Here is a 20,977-nt window from a genome sequence, read left to right on the forward strand (position 1 = left end):
CAGCCGTCGCGAACGGGTGCGTTGTCCGGTTGTCTTTGTGCCTTGTGCGCGCGCAGGTCTGCGAAGCTTCACGGTTTTGTTCCCCCAGGTAAGACTCCGGCAGGGCCGGTTTCCGGCCAGCTAACGCCGGGCATTTCTGACTATATCGGTATTCGCTATCAAATGGATAAAGTCGTTGCGTTCAGTTTCGGTCAGTCCAGGATCAGGCCCTTGCCCAAGCCGCGGGAAAGGCGGACGGGGTGGATTTCCCCAAAGCCGCGGACATTCTCGGCCGGCTGCGGGAGCAGGACAAAGCGTTCGTCCTGGTCGAGGGCGGAAGCCGTCATGGAATCCACCAGCACGGTGCCCGGATCCGCCAGCGTGGTAAGCCGCGCAGCGAGGTTGACCGTGGGGCCATAGATGTCGCCGAGCCGGGACAGGATCCGGCCCCAGACCATCGCCACGCGGGCTTCCGGCAGGATCTCGTCCTCGGTGAAAGCCTGGGCCAGGGCGAGCGAGATTTCTGCTCCGGCGGCGGGTGTCTCGGCAATGTAGAGGACTTCGTCGCCGACTGTCTTGACGAGGCGGCCACCGCCCACGGAGATGATCTCGGCGCATTTGTTCTCAAAGCGCTGGACGAGCCTTGCGAGGGTCTTTTCATTCATCCGCCGCGACAGGCTGGTGTAGGAGACAAGGTCAGCGAATCCGACGGCGCGTGCCAAGGGCAGCGGAGCGTCGTCCTCGTCGCCTTCGCGGCCTTCTTCGCTGGCCTGCAGGCCGGCCTCTGCCCGGACGGCAAGGCGCTGGACGCCGGCGTTGAGTTGCCGCCGCCAGCTGTAGACCAGCATCTCCTCGAGGGCGTCCACCAGGGCCGGGAGTTCGTTCACCAGCCTCTTGCGTGCCAGTGCGTCAGTGACGCCCTGCTCGTGGACCATGTCCTCAACGAGGGCCTCGATCTGCCAGACCACCATGCGGTCCGTCATCTGGCCGATGGCCCGGGTCACGGAGATCGCCGCCTCTTCGGTCAGCTTTCCGGTGCGGACAAGGTCCACCACCGTGGACAGGGCGGCCTGGTCCCGTTCGGTGAACGCGACGTCCTCATCGCCGAAATTAGGAAATCCGAGGGCACGCCACAGCTTGCGTGCCGAGAGCAGCGAGAGCCCGGCTCCGCCCGCGACTTCGCGGCGCCGGAGTTTCCGTTCTCCGCCCAGGAGCCGGGCTTCGAGGGCTTTGGCGGCCAGCCGCTCCGCGGAGAGCGTTCCAGTGGGAGGGTGTGCGGTGGCAGGGTCCGCTGCGGGCACGGGGGCCGGCTGCTCCTGCTGCTCGTCATCGTTCATCTCGTCCACCTTCTCTCAGCTCCCATGGCAGCGTCCCGTGTTCATCATCCGCAATCTCGCCTGCCCCGAATGCCACGTCCCCGGGCAACTCGTCGATCGCGTCCAGGATGAAGTCCCGGAACCGCACAGCCTCCGGCACATCAGCAAATGTGACCGTCCCCTGGTACCCGGTTTCCAAGGATATATTCCCTGACCGCAATATGCGCTGCCCCATGGACTGGGTCAGCATCAGGTTGCGGACCGCTGCCAGGTTCACTTGCTGGTCCCGCCGCGTCAACATGCCGTATCTGGCAACTATCCTGCGGCTGGTCAGCGTGTAACGGGTACCCTGCCATTTCAACAGGCGGGGGAGGCAGTACGCCAACCATATCCATGCGACGCCGAGGATGCATCCTGTGACCAGCCAGGGAGACCACTCCGCTGAGAGAGCCGGGAGCAGCCGTTCCGCTTCCCCGCGGATGATCCACGCGCTGGCGAACGCCGCTGCCGCGGGGGCGGCGATAAAAGCTGCGGCGGGAAGGGTCAGCTTCCTCGGCTGGGGGCGTGTGGTGACAATCACCTGCTCGCCCGGCACGAGGTCTCTACGCATATCCGCTTTCGGCCCCGGCCTCCGTGCCCTGCCCCGGCGGGGTCCAGGGACGGAGATGGACGACGTCGCCGGCAGTCACCACGTGCTCGCGCTTGGCACCGTCAACCACCAGCAGGGAACCGTATTCGTCCAGGCGGGTGGCGTGCCCGATGATTTCGTGGTCACCCGGCAACTGCGCCTTGACCTGCTTGCCGAGGGTCACCATGACGGCTTCAACCCGCTTGTGCAATGACGGACCGCCAGCCATCCCGGCGGCGGGATCGCCGTCGGCATTGCAGAAACTGCGGTACAGCACGGCGAAATGGGAGAGATAACTCTTGAGCAGGACCGTCCGGTCCACCGTCCGGGGCTGTTCCAACGCAACGGACGTGGCCGTGGGGACGGGAAGTTCGGCGGAACTAAGGCTGACATTCAAACCGGTCCCGAGGATGACGGCCGGCACAGCGCCCTCACCCATGGGGCCAAGCTGGGCGAGGATCCCGGCGATTTTCCGGCCGCGGACCAGGACGTCGTTGGGCCACTTGAGCTCGGCAGGGATGCCCGCGGTCTCCAGCAGGGTCTCCCGCAGCGCGACGGCGGCCAACAAGGACAGCCAGGAGTAGCTCTGGGTCGGAAGCGGCCGGCCCTCGGCGTTGGCCGGCTTCAGCACGATCGAGACAGACACCGAACTCAAGGGAGGAGCCTCCCACCGCCGGTCCAGACGGCCGCGCGCAGCCGTCTGGTACTCGGCAGTCAGCACGGACAGATCCGGCCAGGACTTTGGCTCCTCAGTAACCGAGCGCAGGAGGTCGGCGTTGGTGGAGCCGGTGGAGTCCACCACCACGAGCTTGGCGATGCCAGTGGCGGACAGGAAATCCTGGTCGGCCAGTGCTCCGCGGTTCAACGGGGTGCCCGGGGCGTGTGCGTCATCCATGCTTGAATCCTATCGACTTGACCACCCACGGGCTCCCGCGGACATCAGGTTCAGAGGAAGATGTCAGGAACCAGATCGCCTTCCGCCGCACCCAGGCTGTAGGGCCGGAAGTCGGTGACACCCGCCGCCGCAAGGACCTCCTCATCCGTGTAGAAGTTGCCGGTGGGCGGCCCGCCGGCAGCCAGGTGGCTGCCCGTCAGCACGGCGTGGGCTGCGTCGGCCATGATCGCGGGGCCGCGGGCGGCCTGGACCATGGTGGATCCGCCGGGCATGTTGCGGATGGCCGCGGTGTCAATCAGGGTGCACGGCCACAGCGAGTTGACGCTGATGCCGTCCGCCTTGAGCTCTTCGGCCAGCCCCAGGGTGGTCAGGCTCATGCCGTACTTTGCCATCGTGTAGGCAAGGTGTTTCCCGGCCCACATAGGGTCCAGGTTCAGGGGCGGGGAAAGGGTCAGGATCTGGCCCGCCGCAGATTTCCGCAGTGCCGGCAGCGCGAGCTTGGACAGCAGGAAGGTGCCCCGGACGTTGATGTCCTGCATGAGGTCGTAGCGTTTCATGTCCACGTCGTCGGTCCTGGACAGGTCAATGGCTGACGCGTTGTTGATGACGGCGTCGATGCCGCCGAAGTGTTCCACCGCAGCGGCAACGGCGCCGGCGACGTCGTCGTCATTCCGCACGTCGCCCACCAGCGGAAGCGCGTGGCCGCCGGCGGCCTCGATCTGTTCCGCCGCGGTGTAAACCGTCCCGGCCAGCTTCGCGTGGGGCTGCCCGGTCTTGGCCATGAGCACAATATTGGCGCCATCACGTGCGGCCCGGGTGGCGATGGCCAGCCCGATCCCGCGGCTTCCGCCGGAGATCAGCAGGGTGCGGCCCTGCAGGGAACCGGCGGCCTGGTACGGCACTGCAGCGGCACCCGAAGCATCATTGCTCGAAGTCATGGCTCCACTGTAACCCAACTATGTTACTGGCGAGTAACATACGAGTCGGCGTCACTCGACGGCAGAAAATTGTAGGTTTTCTACAGCGGTCCCGGCGAATAGCGTCACTAGACTAGCCTGCAGGGTCCTGATTTTGTGCGGAAGCTACTTAAAGCGCCGCCGCAGAACAGGGCCAGCCACCATCAGCTACAGAGCCGGAGACACTTCATGAGCCACGATCTGACAACGACAGCGGGAAAGATCGCCGATTTCCGCGACCGCCAGGCCCGTGCAGAACAGCCCTCCGGCCCCGAGGCCATCGAAAAGCAGCACGCCCGCGGCAAGAACACCGCCCGCGAACGGATCGACCTGCTCCTCGACGAGGGATCGTTCGTCGAGTTCGACGCACTGGCCGTGCATCGCTCCACCGCCTTTGGCATGGAAAAGAAGAAGCCCCTGGGCGACGGCCTGGTGTCCGGCTACGGCACCGTGGACGGCCGCCCCGTGGCCGTGTACAGCCAGGACTTCTCTGTCTACGGCGGATCGCTCAGCCAGGTTAACGGCGAGAAGATCGTCAAGGTCCAGGAATTCGCGCTTCGCAACGGCTGCCCGGTCGTGGGAATCCTCGACGGCGGCGGAGCCCGCATCCAGGAAGGCGTCGCTTCGCTGGCCATGTTCGCGGACATCTTCCGCAACAACGTCCACGCTTCCGGCGTGGTCCCACAGATTTCCCTCATCATGGGCCCGTCTGCCGGCGGTGCGGCCTACTCCCCTGCCCTGACCGACTACGTGGTCATGGTCGATAAAACCTCCCACATGTTCATCACCGGCCCCGACGTCATCAAGACGGTCACCGGCGAGGACGTGGACATGGAGACCCTGGGCGGCGCCCGCCAGCACAACGCCACCACGGGAACATCCACCTACCTGGCCTCCGACGAAGCCGATGCCATCGAATTCGTCCGCGAACTCCTGGACTTCCTGCCCTCCAACAACCTCGCGGAAGCCCCCGTGCTGGAACACCAGCAGGAGCTGGACGTCGACGACGACGACCTCGCCCTGGACACGCTCATCCCCGATTCCGCGAACCAGCCCTACGACATGCGCACCGTGATCGAACAGATCGTGGACGACGCACACTTCCTCGAGATGCAGGCTCTCTACGCACCCAACGTGATGATCGGCTACGGCCGGGTGGAAGGGCACACCGTGGGGATTGTGGCCAACCAGCCGCTGCAGTTCGCCGGCACGCTGGACATCGCGGCCTCGGAGAAGGCCGCCCGCTTTGTCCGCCACTGCGACGCCTTCAACATCCCCATCATCACCCTCGTTGACGTTCCGGGGTTCCTGCCCGGAAAAGACCAGGAATTCCAGGGCATCATCCGCCGCGGCGCCAAGCTCCTGTACGCCTACGCCGAAGCCACCGTCCCGAAGCTGACCGTCATTACCCGCAAGGCATACGGCGGCGCCTACATCGTGATGGGTTCCAAGAAGCTCGGGGCAGACCTGAACCTGGCCTGGCCCACGGCCCAGATCGGCGTTATGGGCGCCCAGGGAGCCGTCAACATCCTTTACCGCCGCGACCTCGCATCCGTGGCTGAGGCCGGCGGAGATGTTGAGGCCCGGAGGGCCGAAGTCATCAAGCAGTACGAGGAGGAACTCCTCAACCCCTACCAGGCAGCGGAACTGGGCTATGTGGACGCGGTCATCGCACCGTCCGAAACCCGGCCACAGATCATCAGGGGCCTGCGCGCGCTCCGCGACAAACGCGCCAGCCTGCCCACCAAGAAGCACGGGAACATCCCGCTGTGATCCCCGAGGATGGGACCCCCGAGCCCCTGCTGTCCGTGGTCAAGGGCCAACCGTCGGCCGAGGAGCTGGCCGCACTGACCGCCGTCGTGCTTTCCCTCGGAGGCCAGGAGGCCGCCGAAGACCGGAAGCCCACGGTCCGGCACTGGGTGCGCCGGCAGCAGCTGCGGATGGCACCCACCCCCGGCCCGGGAGCCTGGAAGCGCAGCCGCGGCTAACGTTCCATAAGCGGAAGAGCCCGGTTAGTCTCGTGGGGTGACTACCGAAACTGCTCCCGCCGCCCGTCCGCGCACCGCCATCGACGCTGTGGCGGACGAATACACCGACACGCTCATCCGGCTCAACCCGTCCTTCGCCACTACGTTGGGCCTGCCGGGACACGAGACGGAATACCAGGACTACTCCCCCGCCGGCATCGCAGAGTTCGCCGCCGAAGCGCGGAAAACGCTCGAGGCCCTGGAGGGGCTGGAACCCCAGGACGACGTGGACGCCGTCACGCTGGACGCGATGCGCGAGCGTCTGGGCCTGCAGCTGGAAATCCACCAGTCCGGCTGGGACGAAGCCGACCTGAACAACATCGCCTCCCCGGCCCAGGACATCCGCGCCATCTTCGACCTCATGCCCACCGCCACCAGCCAGGACTGGGAACACATCGCGGGCCGGGCCATGAATGTCCACCGCGCCGTGGACGGCTACATTGCTTCCCTCAGCCAGGCCTGCGACGCCGGGCGCGTTTCGGCGCGCCGCCAGGTCAGCATCGTCATCGAGCAGGCCACCAAGTACGCCGCGGGGGACGGTTTCTTCGCCAAGCTGGCAGCCGGCGCCAGGACCGCTGACGGTCCGCTGGAGGGGGCCGTGCAGGAAAAGCTCGACGCCGGTGCTGCCGCCGCCCGGGCGGCCTACACCCGCCTCGCCGACTTCCTCCGAACGGAACTACTGCCCGCGGCCCCGGAGAAGGACGCTGTGGGAAGGGAACGCTACGCGCTCGCCTCGCGCTCGTTCCTCGGCGCCACAGTTGACCTGGAAGAGACCTACGCCTGGGGCGTGCAGGAACTGGACCGCCTCATTGCCGAGCAGGAAAAGGTGGCAGAAACCATCAAGGCCGGCGCCGGCATCGCGGAAGCCAAGGAGATCCTCAACAACGATCCCGCGCGCCAGATCAAAGGCACCGACGCCCTCAAAGCCTGGATGCAGGAACTTTCGGACAAGGCCGTTGCCGACCTCGCCGGTGTGCACTTCGACATCCCCGAGGTGATGAAAAAGCTCGAGTGCCTGATCGCCCCGACCGACGAAGGCGGCATCTACTACACCGGACCGTCCGATGACTTCAGCCGCCCCGGCCGGATGTGGTGGTCCGTCCCCGCAGGCGAAGACACCTTCACCACCTGGGCCGAAACCACCACCGTTTTCCATGAAGGCGTCCCCGGACACCACCTTCAGGTGGCCACGGCCACGTACCGCCGGGAACTCCTGAACAACTGGCGCCGCAACGTCTGCTGGACCTCAGGCCATGGGGAAGGCTGGGCACTCTACGCGGAGAAGCTCATGCAGGAACTCGGCTACCTCTCCGACCCCGGCGACCACATGGGCATGCTGGACATGCAGCGGATGCGCGCCGCCCGGGTGGTCTTCGATATCGGCGTCCACCTGGAACTCGCCATCCCGGAACGGTGGGGCACCGGGACCTGGACCCCGGAGGCGGGCTATGACTTCCTGAAGGAAAACCTGCCCATCAGCGAAGGACAGCTCAAGTTCGAGTTCACCCGCTACCTCGGCTGGCCGGGCCAGGCACCGTCCTACAAGGTGGGGCAGCGGCTCTGGGAGCAAATCCGCGCCGAACTGGAAGCCCGGCCGGACTTTGACCTGAAGGCCTTCCACACGAAGGCCCTCAACGTCGGATCCGTTGGCCTCGATACCCTCAGGCGCGCACTGCTTTCGTAGGCCCGTACCTTGCGGCCCGGAGGGCCACATCCTCGGCGTGCTGCGCCGCGGTGCACCAAATGGGCCCACGCCGGCAGGGTTCCCTGGCCGAGCTTGCGAGGTTAGGGAGCCGGTGGGGAGCACGCTGCCGGATGTCCCCCTCCGGGCCGGTGATTGAGCCTGTCGAAATCAGGCTGGACGGGTGAGACTCTTGCCACATCAGACGTGGGAATAACTTCATAATTACTTGAGATGTCGCCGGATTTCTGGGCATTCTCGGGCGCGGGGGCCGAACGGGGCGCGTAATATTTCTCAACATCCGTTCGCCGTGATATGTGGGTGCCGCCTAGCGTGTTCGGGTGAGCACTCAAACCCGCACCCCCGAATCCGCAGGAAAGACCGGCTTCCAGCTGCCCAAATGGGCTGGCTCGTTCGGCTTCCAGATCATCGCCGCCCTCCTCGTGGGCCTGGGCCTCGGCCTGCTGGCCAAGTACACCGGCAGCACGAAGACCGCACCGAATGGACTGGGCGCCACGCTCCAGACCATCGGTTCGAGCTATGTCTCCCTGCTGCAGACCGCGGTGGTGCCGCTGATCTTCACCGCCGTGGTGAGCTCGATCTCCAACCTCCGCCAGGTCTCCAACGCCGCCAAGCTGGCGTGGAACACCCTGCTGTGGTTCGCCATCACGTCCCTGGTCGCGGTGCTGATCGGCATCGGCCTGGGCGTCCTGCTGCAGCCGGGCGCAAACACCGGCATCACCGAGGAAGCCAAGTACAGCGGCAAGTCCGGCGACTGGTGGTCCTTCCTGGTGGGCCTCTTCCCCAAGAACTTCCTGGGCCTGGGCGCCAGCTCCACCGTGACTGAAAGCGCCAACGCTGCCACGACCGTCAGCACCTCGGTCAGCTTCAACGTGCTGCAGATCCTGGTGATCGCCATCGCCGTCGGCGTTGCCGCCCTGAAGGTGGGCAAAGCGGCCGAGCCGTTCCTGAACCTCAACGCCTCCGCCCTCGCTGTCATCCAGAAGGTGCTGTGGTGGATCATCCGCATCGCGCCGCTCGGCACCGTAGGCCTCATCGGCAACGCCGTGGCTGTCTACGGCTGGGACACCATCGGCTCACTCGGCAAGTTCACCTTCGCCATCTACGTTGGCCTGGCCCTTGTGCTCTTTGTGGTCTACCCGGTCCTGGTGCGCACGCACGGCCTGTCCGTCAAGCAGTACTTCTCCGGAGTATGGCCCGCCGTGCAGCTGGCCTTCGTGTCCCGTTCCTCGGTTGGCACACTGCCGCTGACCCAGCGGGTAACCGAACGCAGCCTGGGCGTACCCCGCGCCTACGCTTCCTTCGCCGTACCCCTGGGCGCCACCACCAAGATGGACGGCTGCGCCGCCATCTACCCGGCCATCTCCGCCATCTTTGTGGCCCAGTTCTTCGGCATCCAGCTGGACTTCAGCCAGTACCTGCTGATCGCCCTGGTCTCAGTGCTTGGTTCGGCCGCGACCGCCGGCACCACCGGCGCCGTCGTGATGCTCACCCTGACGCTCTCCACGCTGGGACTGCCGCTGGCCGGCGTCGGACTCCTCCTGGCCATCGACCCGATCCTGGACATGGGCCGCACCGCTGTCAACGTCGCGGGCCAGGCCCTGGTCCCCACGATCGTGGCCAAGCGGCAGGGCATCCTGGACGAAGCGCTGTACAACGCGCCGCGCAACGGCACCCCGTTCGTGGATGACGACGCCGAGGCCGCCACAGATCCGTCCGCGTCCGATGCCGGAGCTGCTTCAGGTGCAAACGACCGCGAGCTGGCTGACGCCAAGGCATAGGGCCACGCCGGCCAATTGCTGAAGCGGAGGTCCCCGGGTGAATCCCGGGGACCTCCACCCGTTAAAGCCAGGATGCGCGAGCGTACAGTTGAGGCCCCGAATCCGCGGATCCGGGGCCTCAACTGTACGTTCGCGCCGATGTGTGTGTCGGTGCCGGCGTTAGCGGCCGCCTCCTCCGATCACACCGTTCTCAACGGCCTTGGTCACGGCATCCGCCTCTGCCTGCGTCAGTTTGCCGTCGGTAACGGCTTTGTCCAGCCTGGTCTTGAGCGCAGCAGCCCGCTCCGCCTGCGCCTCACTGCGGAGCTCCTCAAGGGCGGCCGTGACCTTTGACTCCTCGATCCCGAGGGATTCCGCCAGGGCCTTTGCGAGTGCGGCATCCCGGGCTGCCGGGTCAGGCTTGGTGCCGTCGGCCGGCGGCGACGCGGGCCTGTTGGCAGCGCGGAACGACTTGAGCGCCTCAGTGACCTTGGCTTCCTCGACGCCGAGTTTTTCCGCGAGCGCCGAGGCCTGCGCCACACCGCGCTCACCCCCGTGTCCGCCGTGCCTGCCTTTGCCTTCCGTGGGAGCGGTGCCGTCCGTCGAGGCACTCGAGCTGGCACTCGGCGTGGGGGTGGGCGTCGTGGTTGCCGACGCCATGCCGGCGACACCTATCCCGGCGCCGACGGCCAGGGCCGTGGCCGAAAGGCCAAGGGCTATTCTCTTCCTGCGTGACATCTTCTGTCTCCTGGATCTGCCGTCCGATGACGGCGGCTGATGGTGTGTCTCTGTCGAGATACTCCAAGTGTCCGGCGCCAGGTTCTGGCTCAGCTGTCGGAAACCTTTCAATCTCCTGTGAAAGATCCCCCGCCGCCTGTGCGCGATTGAGTAGGCTCGGCAGCATGCTGATTGTGACAACCAATGACATTCCGGGCCACCGGATCGATGCCGTGTTCGGCGAGGTGATGGGCCTGACGGTCCGTTCCCGGGACATCGGCTCACAGATGCTGGCAGGATTCCGGTCCCTCGGCGGAGGGGAACTGCCCGAAATGACCCGGGCCCTGTATGAAAGCCGCCAGGAGGTCATGGCGCGGATGGTGGCCGAGGCCCAGCAGCGCGGCGCCAACGCCATCGTGGCCATGCGCTTTGACACCTCGGAGATGGGCACCAACTGGACCGAAGTCTGCGCGTACGGAACCGCCGTCTTTGCCATTCCGCTCGCCGAGGGCCAGCCGGGCGCCACCGGGCAGTCCATCCAGCTCACTAAAGCCGAATAACCCGCGGGGGAAAACACTCCGCAGAACTTGCGCAGAGTGCAAACTTGCACTTAGTGTAATCAGGTGAGCTCTTCTCCCCTGACCGTTGAATCGACGGCGGCCGCGCCCTCCCGCCGCGAACTGAACAAGGCGGCCACCCGGCAGGCTATTTCCGACGCCGCACTGGCCGTCCTGCGCACCAAGGGGCCCGGCAACTTCACCGCCGAGGACATCGCCGAGGCGGCCGGCGTATCCCGGCGTACGTTCTTCAACTACTTCACCACCACCGAGGCTGCCCTTGCCTCGGTGACCCACGGCTTCCTGGACAACGCGCTGCGCCAGTTCCGGCTGCGCCCGGTGGACGAACCGGTCCTCGAATCGGCGCGGGCCGCCCTGATGGAGCTCGCCGATCCCATGGCCGTTGCCCCGATGGCCGAGCTGTACAGCCTGGCCCAGTCCAGCCCCGGCATGCTCCGCTCCGAGCTGGAAGCCTGGGACCACTGCGCCGGCCAAATCATCCTGGCCGCACAGGAACGGGTGGAGAAGACTCCCGGCGCAGACCTTGACGAACTCTACGTCCGTGCCCTCGCCGGAGCCGTGATGTCGTGCGGCAAGGCAGCCATGGACGTCTGGTTCACCCGCTGCGCCGGCGACCTCTCCCCTGCGTCCCTCGCAACCCTCCGGAGCCTCCTTATTGATGCCATGGGCCTCCTGGGCTCAGGCTTCACCGCCACAGGCACCCTCCCCGGCACCAACGCCGCCCCCGCTTCTCCGTCCACCACCTGATAGAACGGCTCCGCCATGGCACTCCTCCTGTACCGTCTGGGAAAATTCTCCTACCGTCACCGCTGGCTGGTCATCTCGCTGTGGCTCGCGGTCCTGGTGGCCGTCGGCGGGTCCGCGGCCGCCTTCCACGGCACTCTCTCCAATAACTTCCAGATCCCGGGCACCGAGACCCAGCGGATCGCCGACAAGCTGCGGCAGGACCTGCCATCGGCATCAGGCGGCTCGGCCAGCATTGTCTTCGAGGCACCCGCGGGAGGCTTCACAGCAGAGAGCCGTGCAGCGGTGACGGATGCGTTGAAGAAGCTGGAAGCCCTGCCGGATGTGAAGGCCACGGTGGACCCCTTCGCTACCCAGGACCAGGTGGACCAGGCAGCGGAAGCGATCGCCGACGGTGAGCAGCAGATCGCAGCGGGCCAGGCCAAGCTGGACTCTTCCCGCAGCCAGCTGGAAGCAGGGAAGGCACAACTCGCCGCAGCGGAACAGCAGCTCACCGCGGCCGGGGCGCCTGCCGCCGTGATCGAGGCCCAGCTGGGACAGCAGACGGCAGCCATGGCACAGGGCCAGGCCCAGCTCGACGCCGGTACCCAGGAACTTGAGGCCGCCAAGGCCAAGCTGGACCTTGGCAAACGCCAGGCGGAAGCGTCCGAGGGCCTTCGCTTTGTTTCCTCGGACGGCCAGGCCGCTGTGGCCCAGGTACAGTTCAACACCTCCATCAACGGCCTCACCCCGGACATGCGCCAGCAGGTCCAGAACATCGCCCACGGGACCTCCACCGCCGGCGTCACGGCGCTGGCCAGCAAGGAAATCACCGAGGACATCTCCGAACTCTTCGGCGCATCCGAAATCATCGGCGTCGGCGTCGCCGCGCTCGTCCTGATCCTGATGCTGGGCACGCTTATCGCCGCCGGCCTGCCGCTGCTGATGGCCATCATCGGCGTCGGTGTCGGCGTCGGCATCACGTTTGCCCTGTCCGGACTGTTTGAGATGAGCTCCATCTCCCCCATGCTCGCGCTGATGCTGGGCCTGGCCGTCGGCATCGACTACTCACTGTTCATCGTCAACCGCCACCGGACCCAGCTCCGCTCCGGTATGGATCCTGAAGAATCAGTGGCGCGCGCCACCGGGACGTCCGGCAATGCAGTCCTCTTTGCCGGCCTCACCGTGATCATTGCCCTGGCCGCCCTGGTGGTTCCCGGGCTTCCCTTCCTGAGCGTGATGGGCCTCGCAGCGGCCGGAACCGTTGCCGTGGCCGTCTTGGTGGCACTCACCCTGACCCCGGCCATGCTGTCCCTGATCGGCCGCCGCATCATCTCCAAGCGGGCCTGGGCAAAAGTTCAGGCCCACAACGCCGAGGCCGGCCATGAACTTGCCGACAAAGCAAGGGACGAGGAAAAGAGCACCCGCGGCTGGGGCGGCCTGGTCACCAGGCACCCCGTCGTCGCCCTCGTGGCCGGGGTGCTCCTGCTGGGCACCCTGGCGCTGCCCGCCACGCAACTGCAGTTAGCGCTGCCGGACGGCGGCTCCGAGCCGGTCGACTCCGAGGCCTACCAGGCCTACGACCTGACGGCACGCAGCTTCGGCGAAGGTGTCACCGGACCCATCGTGGTGGTGGGCGAATTCCCGGCGGGCCTGGACGAAACCGAAGCCCAGTCTCTGCAGTACGACGTCGCTGACCTGATCCGTAGCGTGGACAACGTTGTGGCCGCCGTCCCGGTGGCGCTCAGCGAGGACCGCCGGACAGCCGTCTTCCAGGTCATTCCGGAGGAGGGTCCCGCCAAGGCCGGCACCGTTCAGGTTGTCAGCGAACTGCGGGAACGCGGCGCAGAGATCCAGTCCGAAACCGGGGTCACTATCGGCCTCACGGGGCAGACCGCCGGCAACATCGACGTCTCCACCAAACTCGGCGAAGCCCTGCCGCCATACCTGGCGATCGTCGTCGGGCTTTCCCTGATCCTCCTGCTGCTGGTGTTCCGCTCCATCGTGGTTCCGCTGCTGGCCACCGGCGGCTTCCTGCTCTCCCTGGCCGCCGCCTTCGGCCTGGTGGTCGCGGTGTACCAGTGGGGCTGGCTGGGAAGCGTGTTCGACGTCGTCAATCCCGGTGCGGTGCTCAGTTTCCTGCCGATCATCCTTATCGGCGTGCTCTTCGGCCTGGCCATGGACTACCAGGTGTTCATCGCTTCCGGCATGCGCGAGGCGTACATGCATGGCGCTTCAGCCAAGCATGCCGTCCGGATCGGTTTCAGCCACGCCGCTGCCGTCGTGACCGCGGCCGCGATCATCATGGTCAGCGTCTTCGCCGGCTTCATCTTCAGCCACCTGACCATGGTCCGGCCGCTGGGTTTCGCGATGGCCTTCGGTGTATTGCTGGACGCCTTTGTGGTCCGCATGACCATCGTGCCCGCCGTGATGTACCTGCTCGGTGAAAAAACCTGGTGGCTGCCCCGGTGGCTGGACAGGATCCTGCCGGACGTGGATGTGGAAGGGGCCAAACTCGAACGGCTGCAGAGCGGCCGGGACAAGGTCGGCGAGCCCGTCCACTAGGCTAAAACGGTGACCCGCCTTATCCTCGCCTCCCAGTCCCCCGCCCGCACCAAACTCCTGGCCGAGGCCGGCGTCCGGCATACGGTGCTGGTGTCCGACGTGGATGAGGACGCGGTCCAGGCCCGCTACGGGGTCACGGATCCGCACGATACCGCCCTGCTGCTGGCGCGGGCCAAGGCCGAGGCCGTGGCGGCGCTGCCGGAAGCGGAGGGGACGCTGGTCCTGGGCTGCGACTCGGTTTTTGAGTTCGACGGCGAGGCGCACGGCAAGCCGTACACGGCCGGCGTCGCCCGCGAACGGATGCTCCGGATGAGCGGGAACAGCGGTGTCCTGCACACCGGCCACTGGCTGGTGGACTGCCGGGACACCACCCCCGACGACGGAACAACAGCTCCCGGCTCCGGCGCCACCCTCGGCGCCGTCGCCTCAGCCGAAGTCCATTTCATGGAGATGGAACCGGCGGAGATCGACGCCTACATCGCCACCGGGGAGCCGCTGCACTGTGCCGGATCGTTCACCATCGACGGCCTCGGCGGGGCGTTCATCCGGAAGGTGGACGGGGACCCGCACGCCGTCGTCGGACTGTCCGTGTCCACCCTGCGGGGCCTCCTGGCGCAGGCCAACGTGCGCATCACCGAGCTGTGGCCGACAGACTAAAGGGAACCAATTTTGCGGGCACTTGTAGCTTCCCTACAAAGCTATGCCTGTTTACACGCGGATTCCGCAAGTAATATCGGCGGAACCCTCAAAATCGCGCTAGGCTCCCTGAAGGAAAGAAGGAGACGCCTTGTCAGCAAATTTGGAGCAGTCCGCAAGTCCCGTGCAGTCGAACCTCACCAAGGTGCTGATCGCCAACCGTGGCGAAATCGCCGTGCGGATCATCCGCGCCGCACGTGATGAAGGCATCGGCTCCGTGGCTGTTTATGCCGATCCGGACCGTGATGCGCTGCACGTGCGGCTCGCCGACGAGGCCTACTCCCTCGGTGGAAACACCGCTGCCGAGTCCTACCTGGTCATGGACAAAATTCTCGACGCCGCCCGCCAGTCCGGTGCCGACGCCATCCACCCCGGCTACGGCTTCTTGGCCGAAAACGCCGAGTTCGCGGCCAAGGTCATCGCCGCCGGCATCACCTGGATTGGCCCGTCCCCCGAGGCAATCTCCGCCCTGGGCGACAAGGTCCAGGCCCGCCACATCGCGGAAAAAGTCGGCGCTCCCCAGGTGCCCGGCACCGCAGATCCGGTGGAGTCGGCCGAGGAGATCCTCGACTTCGTGGACAAGTTTGGCCTTCCCGTTGCGATCAAGGCCGCTTTCGGCGGCGGCGGACGCGGCATCAAGGTGGCCCGCACCCGGGAAGAAATCCCAGAACTGTTTGAATCCGCCGTGCGTGAGGCCGTCGCCGCCTTCGGCCGCGGCGAGTGCTTCATCGAACGGTTCCTGGACGCCCCGCGCCACGTTGAGACCCAGTGCCTCGCCGACGCCCACGGCAACGTTGTGGTGGTGTCCACCCGCGACTGCTCGCTGCAGCGCCGCAACCAGAAACTCGTTGAAGAGGCGCCCGCGCCGTTCCTCACCGAGGAGCAGAACCGCCGGCTCTACGAATCATCCAAGGCGATCCTGAAGGAAGCCGGCTACCTCGGCGCCGGGACCTGCGAGTTCCTGGTGGGCCAGGACGGCACCATCTCCTTCCTTGAAGTCAACACGCGCCTCCAGGTGGAGCACTGTGTCTCCGAGGAAGTTACCGGAATCGACCTCGTCCGCGAACAGTTCCGGCTGGCCCGCGGCGAGGAACTGGGCTACGGCGACCCCGAGGTCCGCGGCCACTCCATCGAATTCCGGATCACCGGCGAGGACCCGGGCCGCAACTTCATGCCGGCGCCGGGCACCATCACCACCCTGAAGAACCCCACGGGCCCCGGCATCCGGGTTGACTCCGGCGTGGAGCAGGGCGACGTCATCAGCGGCAACTTCGACTCGATGCTCTCCAAGTTGATCGTTACCGGAGCCACCCGCACCCAGGCCCTGCAGCGTTCCCGCCGGGCCCTGGAGGAAATGGTGGTGGAGGGCATTCCCACCGTCATCCCCTTCGACCTTGCAGTGGTCAGCAACCCGGACTTCGCACCGGCGGAAGGCCCGTTCAAGGTCCACACCCGCTGGATCGAGACGGACTTCGTCAGCGACATCCCGGCCTGGACGCCCACCGGCACCGATGCCCAGGCCGACGACGCCGGCGAACGCCAGCGCGTGGTGGTTGAAGTAGGCGGCAAGCGCCTCGAAGTGGTGCTCCCTGCGTCCCTGGGCTCCCTGGGGTCCGGATCAGGTTCCGCCGCCGCGAAGCCGGCGAAGTCCAAGAAGCGTTCCCGTTCAGGCGGTGCCGCCGCCGGCGCCACCGGGAACGCCCTCGCCTCCCCCATGCAGGGCACCATCGTCAAGGTGGCCGTCAGCAACGGCGACGTCGTGGCCGAGGGTGACCTGATTGTTGTCCTTGAGGCGATGAAGATGGAGCAGCCCCTGACCGCGCACCGCTCCGGAACCATTACCGGGCTGAACGCCAAGGCCGGCGAGACAGTGTCGGCCGGTGCCGTCATCGCCACGATCGAAGACTAGTCAGCGCCGGAGGCACCCATGCTCGCACCCAGTTTTGAAGAAGAAGTTGACCGCTACCACCTGGCCGTTCCGGAAATCACCCGCGGAAATGCGGGGCCCGTCAAGGATCTCTATTCCCGGCTCGACGACGTTACCCTGGCCAACCCGTTCGGCGGCATTGCCCGCGGCTGGGCCCAGGTGGAAGCGCGGCTGGACCAGGCCTCCCGGCAGTTCCAGGACGGCGAGATGCTGGGGTTCGACACCATCACGTCCTACACCGCGCGTGACACCGCCTACCTGGTGGAGACCGAACACTTCCGCGCCCGCCTGGACGGAGCCGGCCTCGCGGAGGAGTTTGCGCTCCGCGTGACCAGCATCTTCCGCCGTGAAGAGGGCTACTGGAAGCTGGTCCACCGGCACGCCGACCCCGCCGCCCGGCCGCAGTCGCGGCGGTCCCTGGCCCAGTCGCCCGACCGGGCGCCCGAAAGCTGATCGCCCTCTGGCGTCCGGCAGGTGGCCCGGGCACACTTAGCGTGTGAAGCCTTTCCTGCTGCTTGCCTCCCGGGCTGAAGACGCCGCTGCCGATGACGAATATGCGGCCTACCTGAGGTACGGCGGCCTGGCGCCGGGGCAACTGCGGCGGATCCGGCTGGAGGCGGCGCCCCTGCCGGAGCTGGACCTGGCCGACTACTCGGCGGTGATCGTCGGCGGCAGCCCGTTCACCTCCAGCGATCCCAGCGACCATAAAAGCGCCACCCAGCACCGGGTGGAGCGGGAACTGGCAGGATTGCTGGACCGCATCGTGGAGCAGGATTTCCCGTTCCTTGGCGCCTGCTACGGCGTCGGGACGCTGGGAAGACACCAGGGCGCCGTGATCGACAGGACGTTCGGCGAACCCCTCGGCGCGGTGGAAATAGAACTCACCGATGCCGGGCTGGCTGATCCTCTCCTGCGCGGAATGCCCGCCCGGTTTACTGCCTTTACCGGGCACAAGGAGGCCTGCTCCTCGCTGCCCGCCCATGCCGTTCTGCTGGCTTCTTCCCAGGCCTGCCCGGTGCACATGTTCCGGATCAAGGAGAACCTGTACGCCACGCAGTTCCATCCCGAACTGGACGCCGAGGGACTGGTCACCAGGATCGACATCTACCGCCATGCCGGGTACTTCCCGCCGGAGTCGGCCGAGGAGCTGATGGCGGACGCCCGCCGTTACACTGCGACCGAGCCCATGAACATCCTCAAAAACTTCGTGGCACGCTACGCCACCTGAGCGCGCCAGCCGGGTCACCGCCGTCGTTCCTGCCCTATGCTGTCCAGGATGCAGAAATGCCCGGCGCGCTCCCCTCAACAGCAGGGAGCACGCCGGGCATTTCCGGCAGTAAGCGGGCTGGAACGTCAGGCCACGTTGTTCTCGTAGTCCAGGTCCCGGGTCTCCCGGCTCACGAACAGGGCAATGAGGGTCAGTACCGCCATGGCCGTGAGATAGACACCCACCAGCACGGGGCTGCCGTCAGCCGTTTCCCACAGGGCGACGGCGATGAACGGTGCCACTGCTGCGCCCAGGATGCTGGAGACGTTATAGCTGACGGCGGACCCGGTGTACCGCACGTTGGTGGGGAACAGTTCCGGTAGCAGCGCCCCCATGGGACCGAACGTCAGCCCCATCAGCGAGAAGCCGATGATCAGCAGGGCCATCGTGCCCACGAAGCCGCCACTGAACAGCGGGACGAACAGCAGGCCGAAGACGAAGATGCCGCCGGTGACGGTCAGCAGCATCTTGCGTCGGCCGTACTTCTCGGCCAGCGGACCGGAGACCAGGGTGAAGATGCCGAAGAAAACGACGCCGGCGATCAGCATCCAGAGGAAGTCGTTGCGGGTGTAGCCCAGGCCGGGGACAAACGCAGCCGCGGCGGCTTCCGACATCGGCTTTCCGGCCTTCTCGGCGGCGGCCTTGGCGGTGTCCAGGCTGGAGGCCCGGGTGCCGTAGGTCAGCGTGAACGTGGTCATCAGGTAGAAGAGCACGTAGGTGGCGAGCATGATGAACGTGCCCAGGATCAGCGGACGCCAGCTGGTCTTGAAGACACGGCCGATCGGCAGCTTGGCCACCTCGTTGGATTCGAGCACCTTGGTGAACGCGGGGGTTTCGATCAGCTTGAGGCGGACGTAGAGGCCGATGATGACCATCACGGCGCTCAGCAGGAAGGGTACGCGCCAGCCCCAGGCGAGGAAGTCGGCCGGCGTCAGGGCGTAGCTGAAGACCAGGAAGATCACGTTGGCGATGATGAAGCCGATGGGCGCGCCCAGCTGCGGGAAGGTGCCGTAGATGGCCCGCTTGTTGGCGGGGGCGTTTTCGGTGGCAAGCAGCGCAGCGCCACTCCATTCGCCGCCGAGGGCCAGGCCCTGTGCGAAGCGCATGACCACGAGGAGTGCCGGGGCCCAGAACTGCCAGCCCGGGACCAGCGCCGTGGGCAGGCAGCCGATGAGGAAGGTGGCGATACCCATCGTCAGCAGCGACGCCACGAGGGTGCCCTTGCGGCCGAACTTGTCGCCGAAGTGGCCAAAGACGACCGATCCCAGCGGGCGGGCGATAAATGCCACCCCGAACACGGCGAACGAGCTCAGGAGCTGGGTGGTTTCGTTCTGGTTGGGGAAGAACAGCGAGGGGAAGACCAGCACCGCTGCCGTGGCGTAAACGTAGAAGTCGTAGAACTCCACGGTGGTGCCGATCAGGCTGGCAACAATCACGCGGCCACGGGAGTTAACCGCCTTGGCGGGTCCGGGACCGGTCGAGGTTTCAGTTGATGACATGTAGGAACACTTTCGTCAGAACCCGCCGGACGTGGGAGCAGAGGCCCGGCGTGCAGTAGTTAGAGTTCAATATTAGTTCCCGCCGTCCAGTCAATGGACAAAAGGTCCACCATGCGGACATCTGTGATGTGTCTCATTTTCCGGTCCTCACGCCATCAAAAGTGCCCCGATAGGCAAATGTCACAGCGCGTTAACAAACGGCGACTGTCCACGAAACGCACCTTCTCTACCTTGGAAGAACAACATCCCCCAAGAGGAGGTACACCGTGACTGTTGATCGCAGCGCAGATGCCGGCACCGGCAATTCCGTAGATTTAGACACCGACCCGTTGCACGAAGGCGTGTCTACATCCGCCAGCGCACAGCCCGGCTCCACGCGTACAACTGACGCCCCCGCCCTTGAATACCGGCCCGGCCGCTGGATCGCCAACTGGAACGCAGAGAACAAAGAGCAGTGGGAGTCCGCCGGCCGCGCCATCGCCCGCCGCAACCTGAACTGGTCCATCTTCGCTGAATTCCTCGGCTTTGTGGTCTGGCAGCTCTGGTCCATCGTAGTAGTCCAGCTCCCCGCTGCCGGCTTCACGTTCACCACGTCGGAAATCTTCTGGCTGATCTCAATGCCCAGCCTGGTAGGCGCCACGCTCCGCATCCCCTACACCTTTATGGTTCCCCGCTTCGGCGGCCGGAACTGGACCATCGTGTCCGCGCTCCTCCTGCTGATTCCCGCCATCGGCCTGGGACTCTGCGTCTCCAACCCCGAAACCCCGTTCGGTGTCATGCTGTTCGTGGCGGCCCTCGCAGGCTTCGGCGGCGGCAACTTCGCCAGCTCCATGGCCAACATCACGTTCTTCTACCCGGCCCGCGAAAAGGGCTGGGCCCTGGGCCTGAACGCCGCCGGCGGCAACATGGGTGCCGCCGTCGCACAGCTCGCCGTCCCGATTGTGATCACCCTGGTGGCCGTCGGCAGCGTCAACCTGCCCATGGCGGGCTGGATGTGGGTCCCGTTCATCCTGATCGCCGCCTTCGGCGCCTGGAAGTACATGGACAACCTCACCAGCGCCAAGGGCGACGTGGCCGGCTCGGTTGCAGCGCTCAAGGAACCGCACCTGTGGATCATGGCGCTGCTTTACATCGGTACCTTCGGTTCCTTCATCGGCTTCGCCGGCGTGTTCCCGAAGCTCATCAAGGATTACTTCCCCGCTTTCTCCTCCATCGGAGTCGGCACCGTGGCGCTCTCGCTGGCCTTCCTCGGCCCGCTGGTCGGGTCACTCGCCCGTCCCTACGGCGGACGCATGGCTGACCGCATGGGCGGTGCACGCATGACCGTGGCAGCGTTTGCCTCCATGGCCGTCATCACCCTCACCATGATCTGGACGCTGCCGCTGAAGAACTTCTGGCTCTTCCTGGTCCTGTTCCTGATGCTCTTCACCGCCAGCGGCTTCGGCAACGGCGCAACGTACCGGATGATCCCCATCATCTTCGCCACGTCCAGCCGGGCAGCGAAGTCCGGAGCCAGCACGGTCCAGACCCAGCGGCTCGCATCCTCTGCCCTCGGCCTCATCTCGGCGATCGGCGCCTACGGCGGCTTTGTTATCCCGCAGGTCCTGAACGCCTCCAACACCGCCAGCGGATCCTACACACCGGCCTTCTACGGTTTCGTCGGAGCCTACGTGGTCATGCTGATCGTCTGCTGGGCCTTCTACATCCGCAACGCCAACCGAAATGCGATGGGACACGTCTAA

At 66.0% G+C, this 20,977-nt stretch carries 18 protein-coding genes; 12 read left to right on the forward strand and 6 right to left on the reverse strand.

The annotated features are described in order from the left end of the window. Window positions 1-191 precede the first annotated feature (191 nt). Genes EYS21_RS07525 through EYS21_RS07540 form a run of 4 tightly spaced genes read right to left on the reverse strand, consistent with a single transcriptional unit; the run spans window position 192 to window position 3,756 of the window. Window positions 192-1,316, reverse strand: a complete 1,125-nt coding sequence (locus EYS21_RS07525) for an adenylate/guanylate cyclase domain-containing protein (RefSeq protein ID WP_131132582.1) — start codon at window positions 1,314-1,316, stop codon at window positions 192-194. Beyond that, window positions 1,306-1,905, reverse strand: coding sequence for a PH domain-containing protein (locus tag EYS21_RS07530; RefSeq protein ID WP_131132583.1), 600 nt, complete (start codon window positions 1,903-1,905; stop codon window positions 1,306-1,308). The genes EYS21_RS07525 and EYS21_RS07530 overlap by 11 nt, the downstream gene beginning before the upstream one ends. Next, window positions 1,898-2,818: a biotin--[acetyl-CoA-carboxylase] ligase gene (locus EYS21_RS07535; protein ID WP_131132584.1), complete on the reverse strand. Its 921-nt coding sequence runs from the start codon at window positions 2,816-2,818 to the stop codon at window positions 1,898-1,900. The genes EYS21_RS07530 and EYS21_RS07535 overlap by 8 nt, the downstream gene beginning before the upstream one ends. A 50-nt stretch (window positions 2,819-2,868) precedes the next feature. Continuing rightward, window positions 2,869-3,756, reverse strand: a complete 888-nt coding sequence (locus EYS21_RS07540) for an NAD(P)-dependent oxidoreductase (protein ID WP_131132585.1) — start codon at window positions 3,754-3,756, stop codon at window positions 2,869-2,871. A 207-nt stretch (window positions 3,757-3,963) separates the two neighbouring features. Here EYS21_RS07540 and EYS21_RS07545 point away from each other — a divergent pair, with 207 nt between their 5' ends. From EYS21_RS07545 to EYS21_RS07560, 4 genes are all read left to right on the forward strand, one after another. Further along, the gene (locus EYS21_RS07545) at window positions 3,964-5,547 is read left to right on the forward strand and encodes an acyl-CoA carboxylase subunit beta (protein ID WP_131132586.1); all 1,584 of its coding nucleotides are present in this window, start codon (window positions 3,964-3,966) and stop codon (window positions 5,545-5,547) included. After that, entirely contained in the window at window positions 5,544-5,762 is a 219-nt protein-coding gene (locus EYS21_RS07550) for an acyl-CoA carboxylase subunit epsilon (protein WP_242633329.1), read from the forward strand. The genes EYS21_RS07545 and EYS21_RS07550 overlap by 4 nt, the downstream gene beginning before the upstream one ends. 37 nt (window positions 5,763-5,799) lie before the next feature. Further along, complete coding sequence (locus tag EYS21_RS07555; RefSeq protein ID WP_131132587.1) at window positions 5,800-7,485, forward strand: DUF885 domain-containing protein; 1,686 nt, start codon at window positions 5,800-5,802, stop codon at window positions 7,483-7,485. Between the two features lie 338 nt (window positions 7,486-7,823). Further along, window positions 7,824-9,284 (forward strand): dicarboxylate/amino acid:cation symporter, encoded by a 1,461-nt coding sequence (locus EYS21_RS07560; RefSeq protein ID WP_131132588.1) that lies wholly within the window; start codon window positions 7,824-7,826, stop codon window positions 9,282-9,284. Window positions 9,285-9,443: 159 nt separating this feature from the next. Here the strand turns inward: EYS21_RS07560 and EYS21_RS07565 are convergent, their stop codons facing one another. Next, window positions 9,444-10,001 (reverse strand): hypothetical protein, encoded by a 558-nt coding sequence (locus EYS21_RS07565; protein WP_131132589.1) that lies wholly within the window; start codon window positions 9,999-10,001, stop codon window positions 9,444-9,446. A gap of 164 nt (window positions 10,002-10,165) precedes the next feature. On the opposite strand from EYS21_RS07565, the gene EYS21_RS07570 reads away from it, so the two are divergent. The 7 genes from EYS21_RS07570 (at window position 10,166) to EYS21_RS07600 (ending at window position 17,697) form a co-directional block, all read left to right on the forward strand. Then, complete coding sequence (locus tag EYS21_RS07570; protein WP_131132590.1) at window positions 10,166-10,540, forward strand: YbjQ family protein; 375 nt, start codon at window positions 10,166-10,168, stop codon at window positions 10,538-10,540. A gap of 63 nt (window positions 10,541-10,603) precedes the next feature. Beyond that, window positions 10,604-11,305 (forward strand): TetR/AcrR family transcriptional regulator, encoded by a 702-nt coding sequence (locus EYS21_RS07575; protein WP_242633330.1) that lies wholly within the window; start codon window positions 10,604-10,606, stop codon window positions 11,303-11,305. A gap of 15 nt (window positions 11,306-11,320) precedes the next feature. Continuing rightward, on the forward strand, window positions 11,321-13,846 hold the full coding sequence (locus tag EYS21_RS07580; protein WP_131132591.1) for an MMPL family transporter: 2,526 nt from the start codon (window positions 11,321-11,323) through the stop codon (window positions 13,844-13,846). A gap of 9 nt (window positions 13,847-13,855) precedes the next feature. Further along, window positions 13,856-14,503, forward strand: coding sequence for a nucleoside triphosphate pyrophosphatase (locus EYS21_RS07585; protein WP_131132592.1), 648 nt, complete (start codon window positions 13,856-13,858; stop codon window positions 14,501-14,503). Window positions 14,504-14,633: 130 nt separating this feature from the next. Continuing rightward, on the forward strand, window positions 14,634-16,451 hold the full coding sequence (locus tag EYS21_RS07590) for a biotin carboxylase N-terminal domain-containing protein (protein WP_131132593.1): 1,818 nt from the start codon (window positions 14,634-14,636) through the stop codon (window positions 16,449-16,451). 18 nt (window positions 16,452-16,469) lie between these two features. After that, a complete protein-coding gene (locus EYS21_RS07595) occupies window positions 16,470-16,922 on the forward strand; it encodes a nuclear transport factor 2 family protein (RefSeq protein ID WP_131132594.1) in 453 nt (150 codons plus the stop codon). Between the two features lie 43 nt (window positions 16,923-16,965). Continuing rightward, window positions 16,966-17,697 carry a glutamine amidotransferase gene (locus EYS21_RS07600; protein WP_131132595.1) on the forward strand — a complete coding sequence of 244 codons (732 nt, stop codon included), beginning with the start codon at window positions 16,966-16,968 and terminating at the stop codon, window positions 17,695-17,697. Between the two features lie 125 nt (window positions 17,698-17,822). Here the strand turns inward: EYS21_RS07600 and EYS21_RS07605 are convergent, their stop codons facing one another. After that, window positions 17,823-19,235, reverse strand: coding sequence for an MFS transporter (locus tag EYS21_RS07605; RefSeq protein WP_131132596.1), 1,413 nt, complete (start codon window positions 19,233-19,235; stop codon window positions 17,823-17,825). Between the two features lie 266 nt (window positions 19,236-19,501). Here EYS21_RS07605 and EYS21_RS07610 point away from each other — a divergent pair, with 266 nt between their 5' ends. Beyond that, window positions 19,502-20,977 (forward strand): MFS transporter, encoded by a 1,476-nt coding sequence (locus EYS21_RS07610; protein WP_131132597.1) that lies wholly within the window; start codon window positions 19,502-19,504, stop codon window positions 20,975-20,977.

The sequence above is a fragment of the Arthrobacter sp. S39 genome (assembly GCF_004320525.1).
Classification (GTDB): Bacteria; Actinomycetota; Actinomycetes; order Actinomycetales; family Micrococcaceae; genus Arthrobacter.

Bases quoted from the DNA above. Each gene is read 5' to 3' on its own strand.
- EYS21_RS07525 (WP_131132582.1), bottom strand. From the start codon at position 1,316: ATGAACGATGACGAGCAGCAGGAGCAGCCGGCCCCCGTGCCCGCAGCG.
- EYS21_RS07530 (WP_131132583.1), bottom strand. From the start codon at position 1,905: ATGCGTAGAGACCTCGTGCCGGGCGAGCAGGTGATTGTCACCACACGC.
- EYS21_RS07535 (WP_131132584.1), bottom strand. From the start codon at position 2,818: ATGGATGACGCACACGCCCCGGGCACCCCGTTGAACCGCGGAGCACTG.
- EYS21_RS07540 (WP_131132585.1), bottom strand. From the start codon at position 3,756: ATGACTTCGAGCAATGATGCTTCGGGTGCCGCTGCAGTGCCGTACCAG.
- EYS21_RS07545 (WP_131132586.1), top strand. From the start codon at position 3,964: ATGAGCCACGATCTGACAACGACAGCGGGAAAGATCGCCGATTTCCGC.
- EYS21_RS07565 (WP_131132589.1), bottom strand. From the start codon at position 10,001: ATGTCACGCAGGAAGAGAATAGCCCTTGGCCTTTCGGCCACGGCCCTG.
- EYS21_RS07570 (WP_131132590.1), top strand. From the start codon at position 10,166: ATGCTGATTGTGACAACCAATGACATTCCGGGCCACCGGATCGATGCC.
- EYS21_RS07580 (WP_131132591.1), top strand. From the start codon at position 11,321: ATGGCACTCCTCCTGTACCGTCTGGGAAAATTCTCCTACCGTCACCGC.
- EYS21_RS07595 (WP_131132594.1), top strand. From the start codon at position 16,470: ATGCTCGCACCCAGTTTTGAAGAAGAAGTTGACCGCTACCACCTGGCC.
- EYS21_RS07605 (WP_131132596.1), bottom strand. From the start codon at position 19,235: ATGTCATCAACTGAAACCTCGACCGGTCCCGGACCCGCCAAGGCGGTT.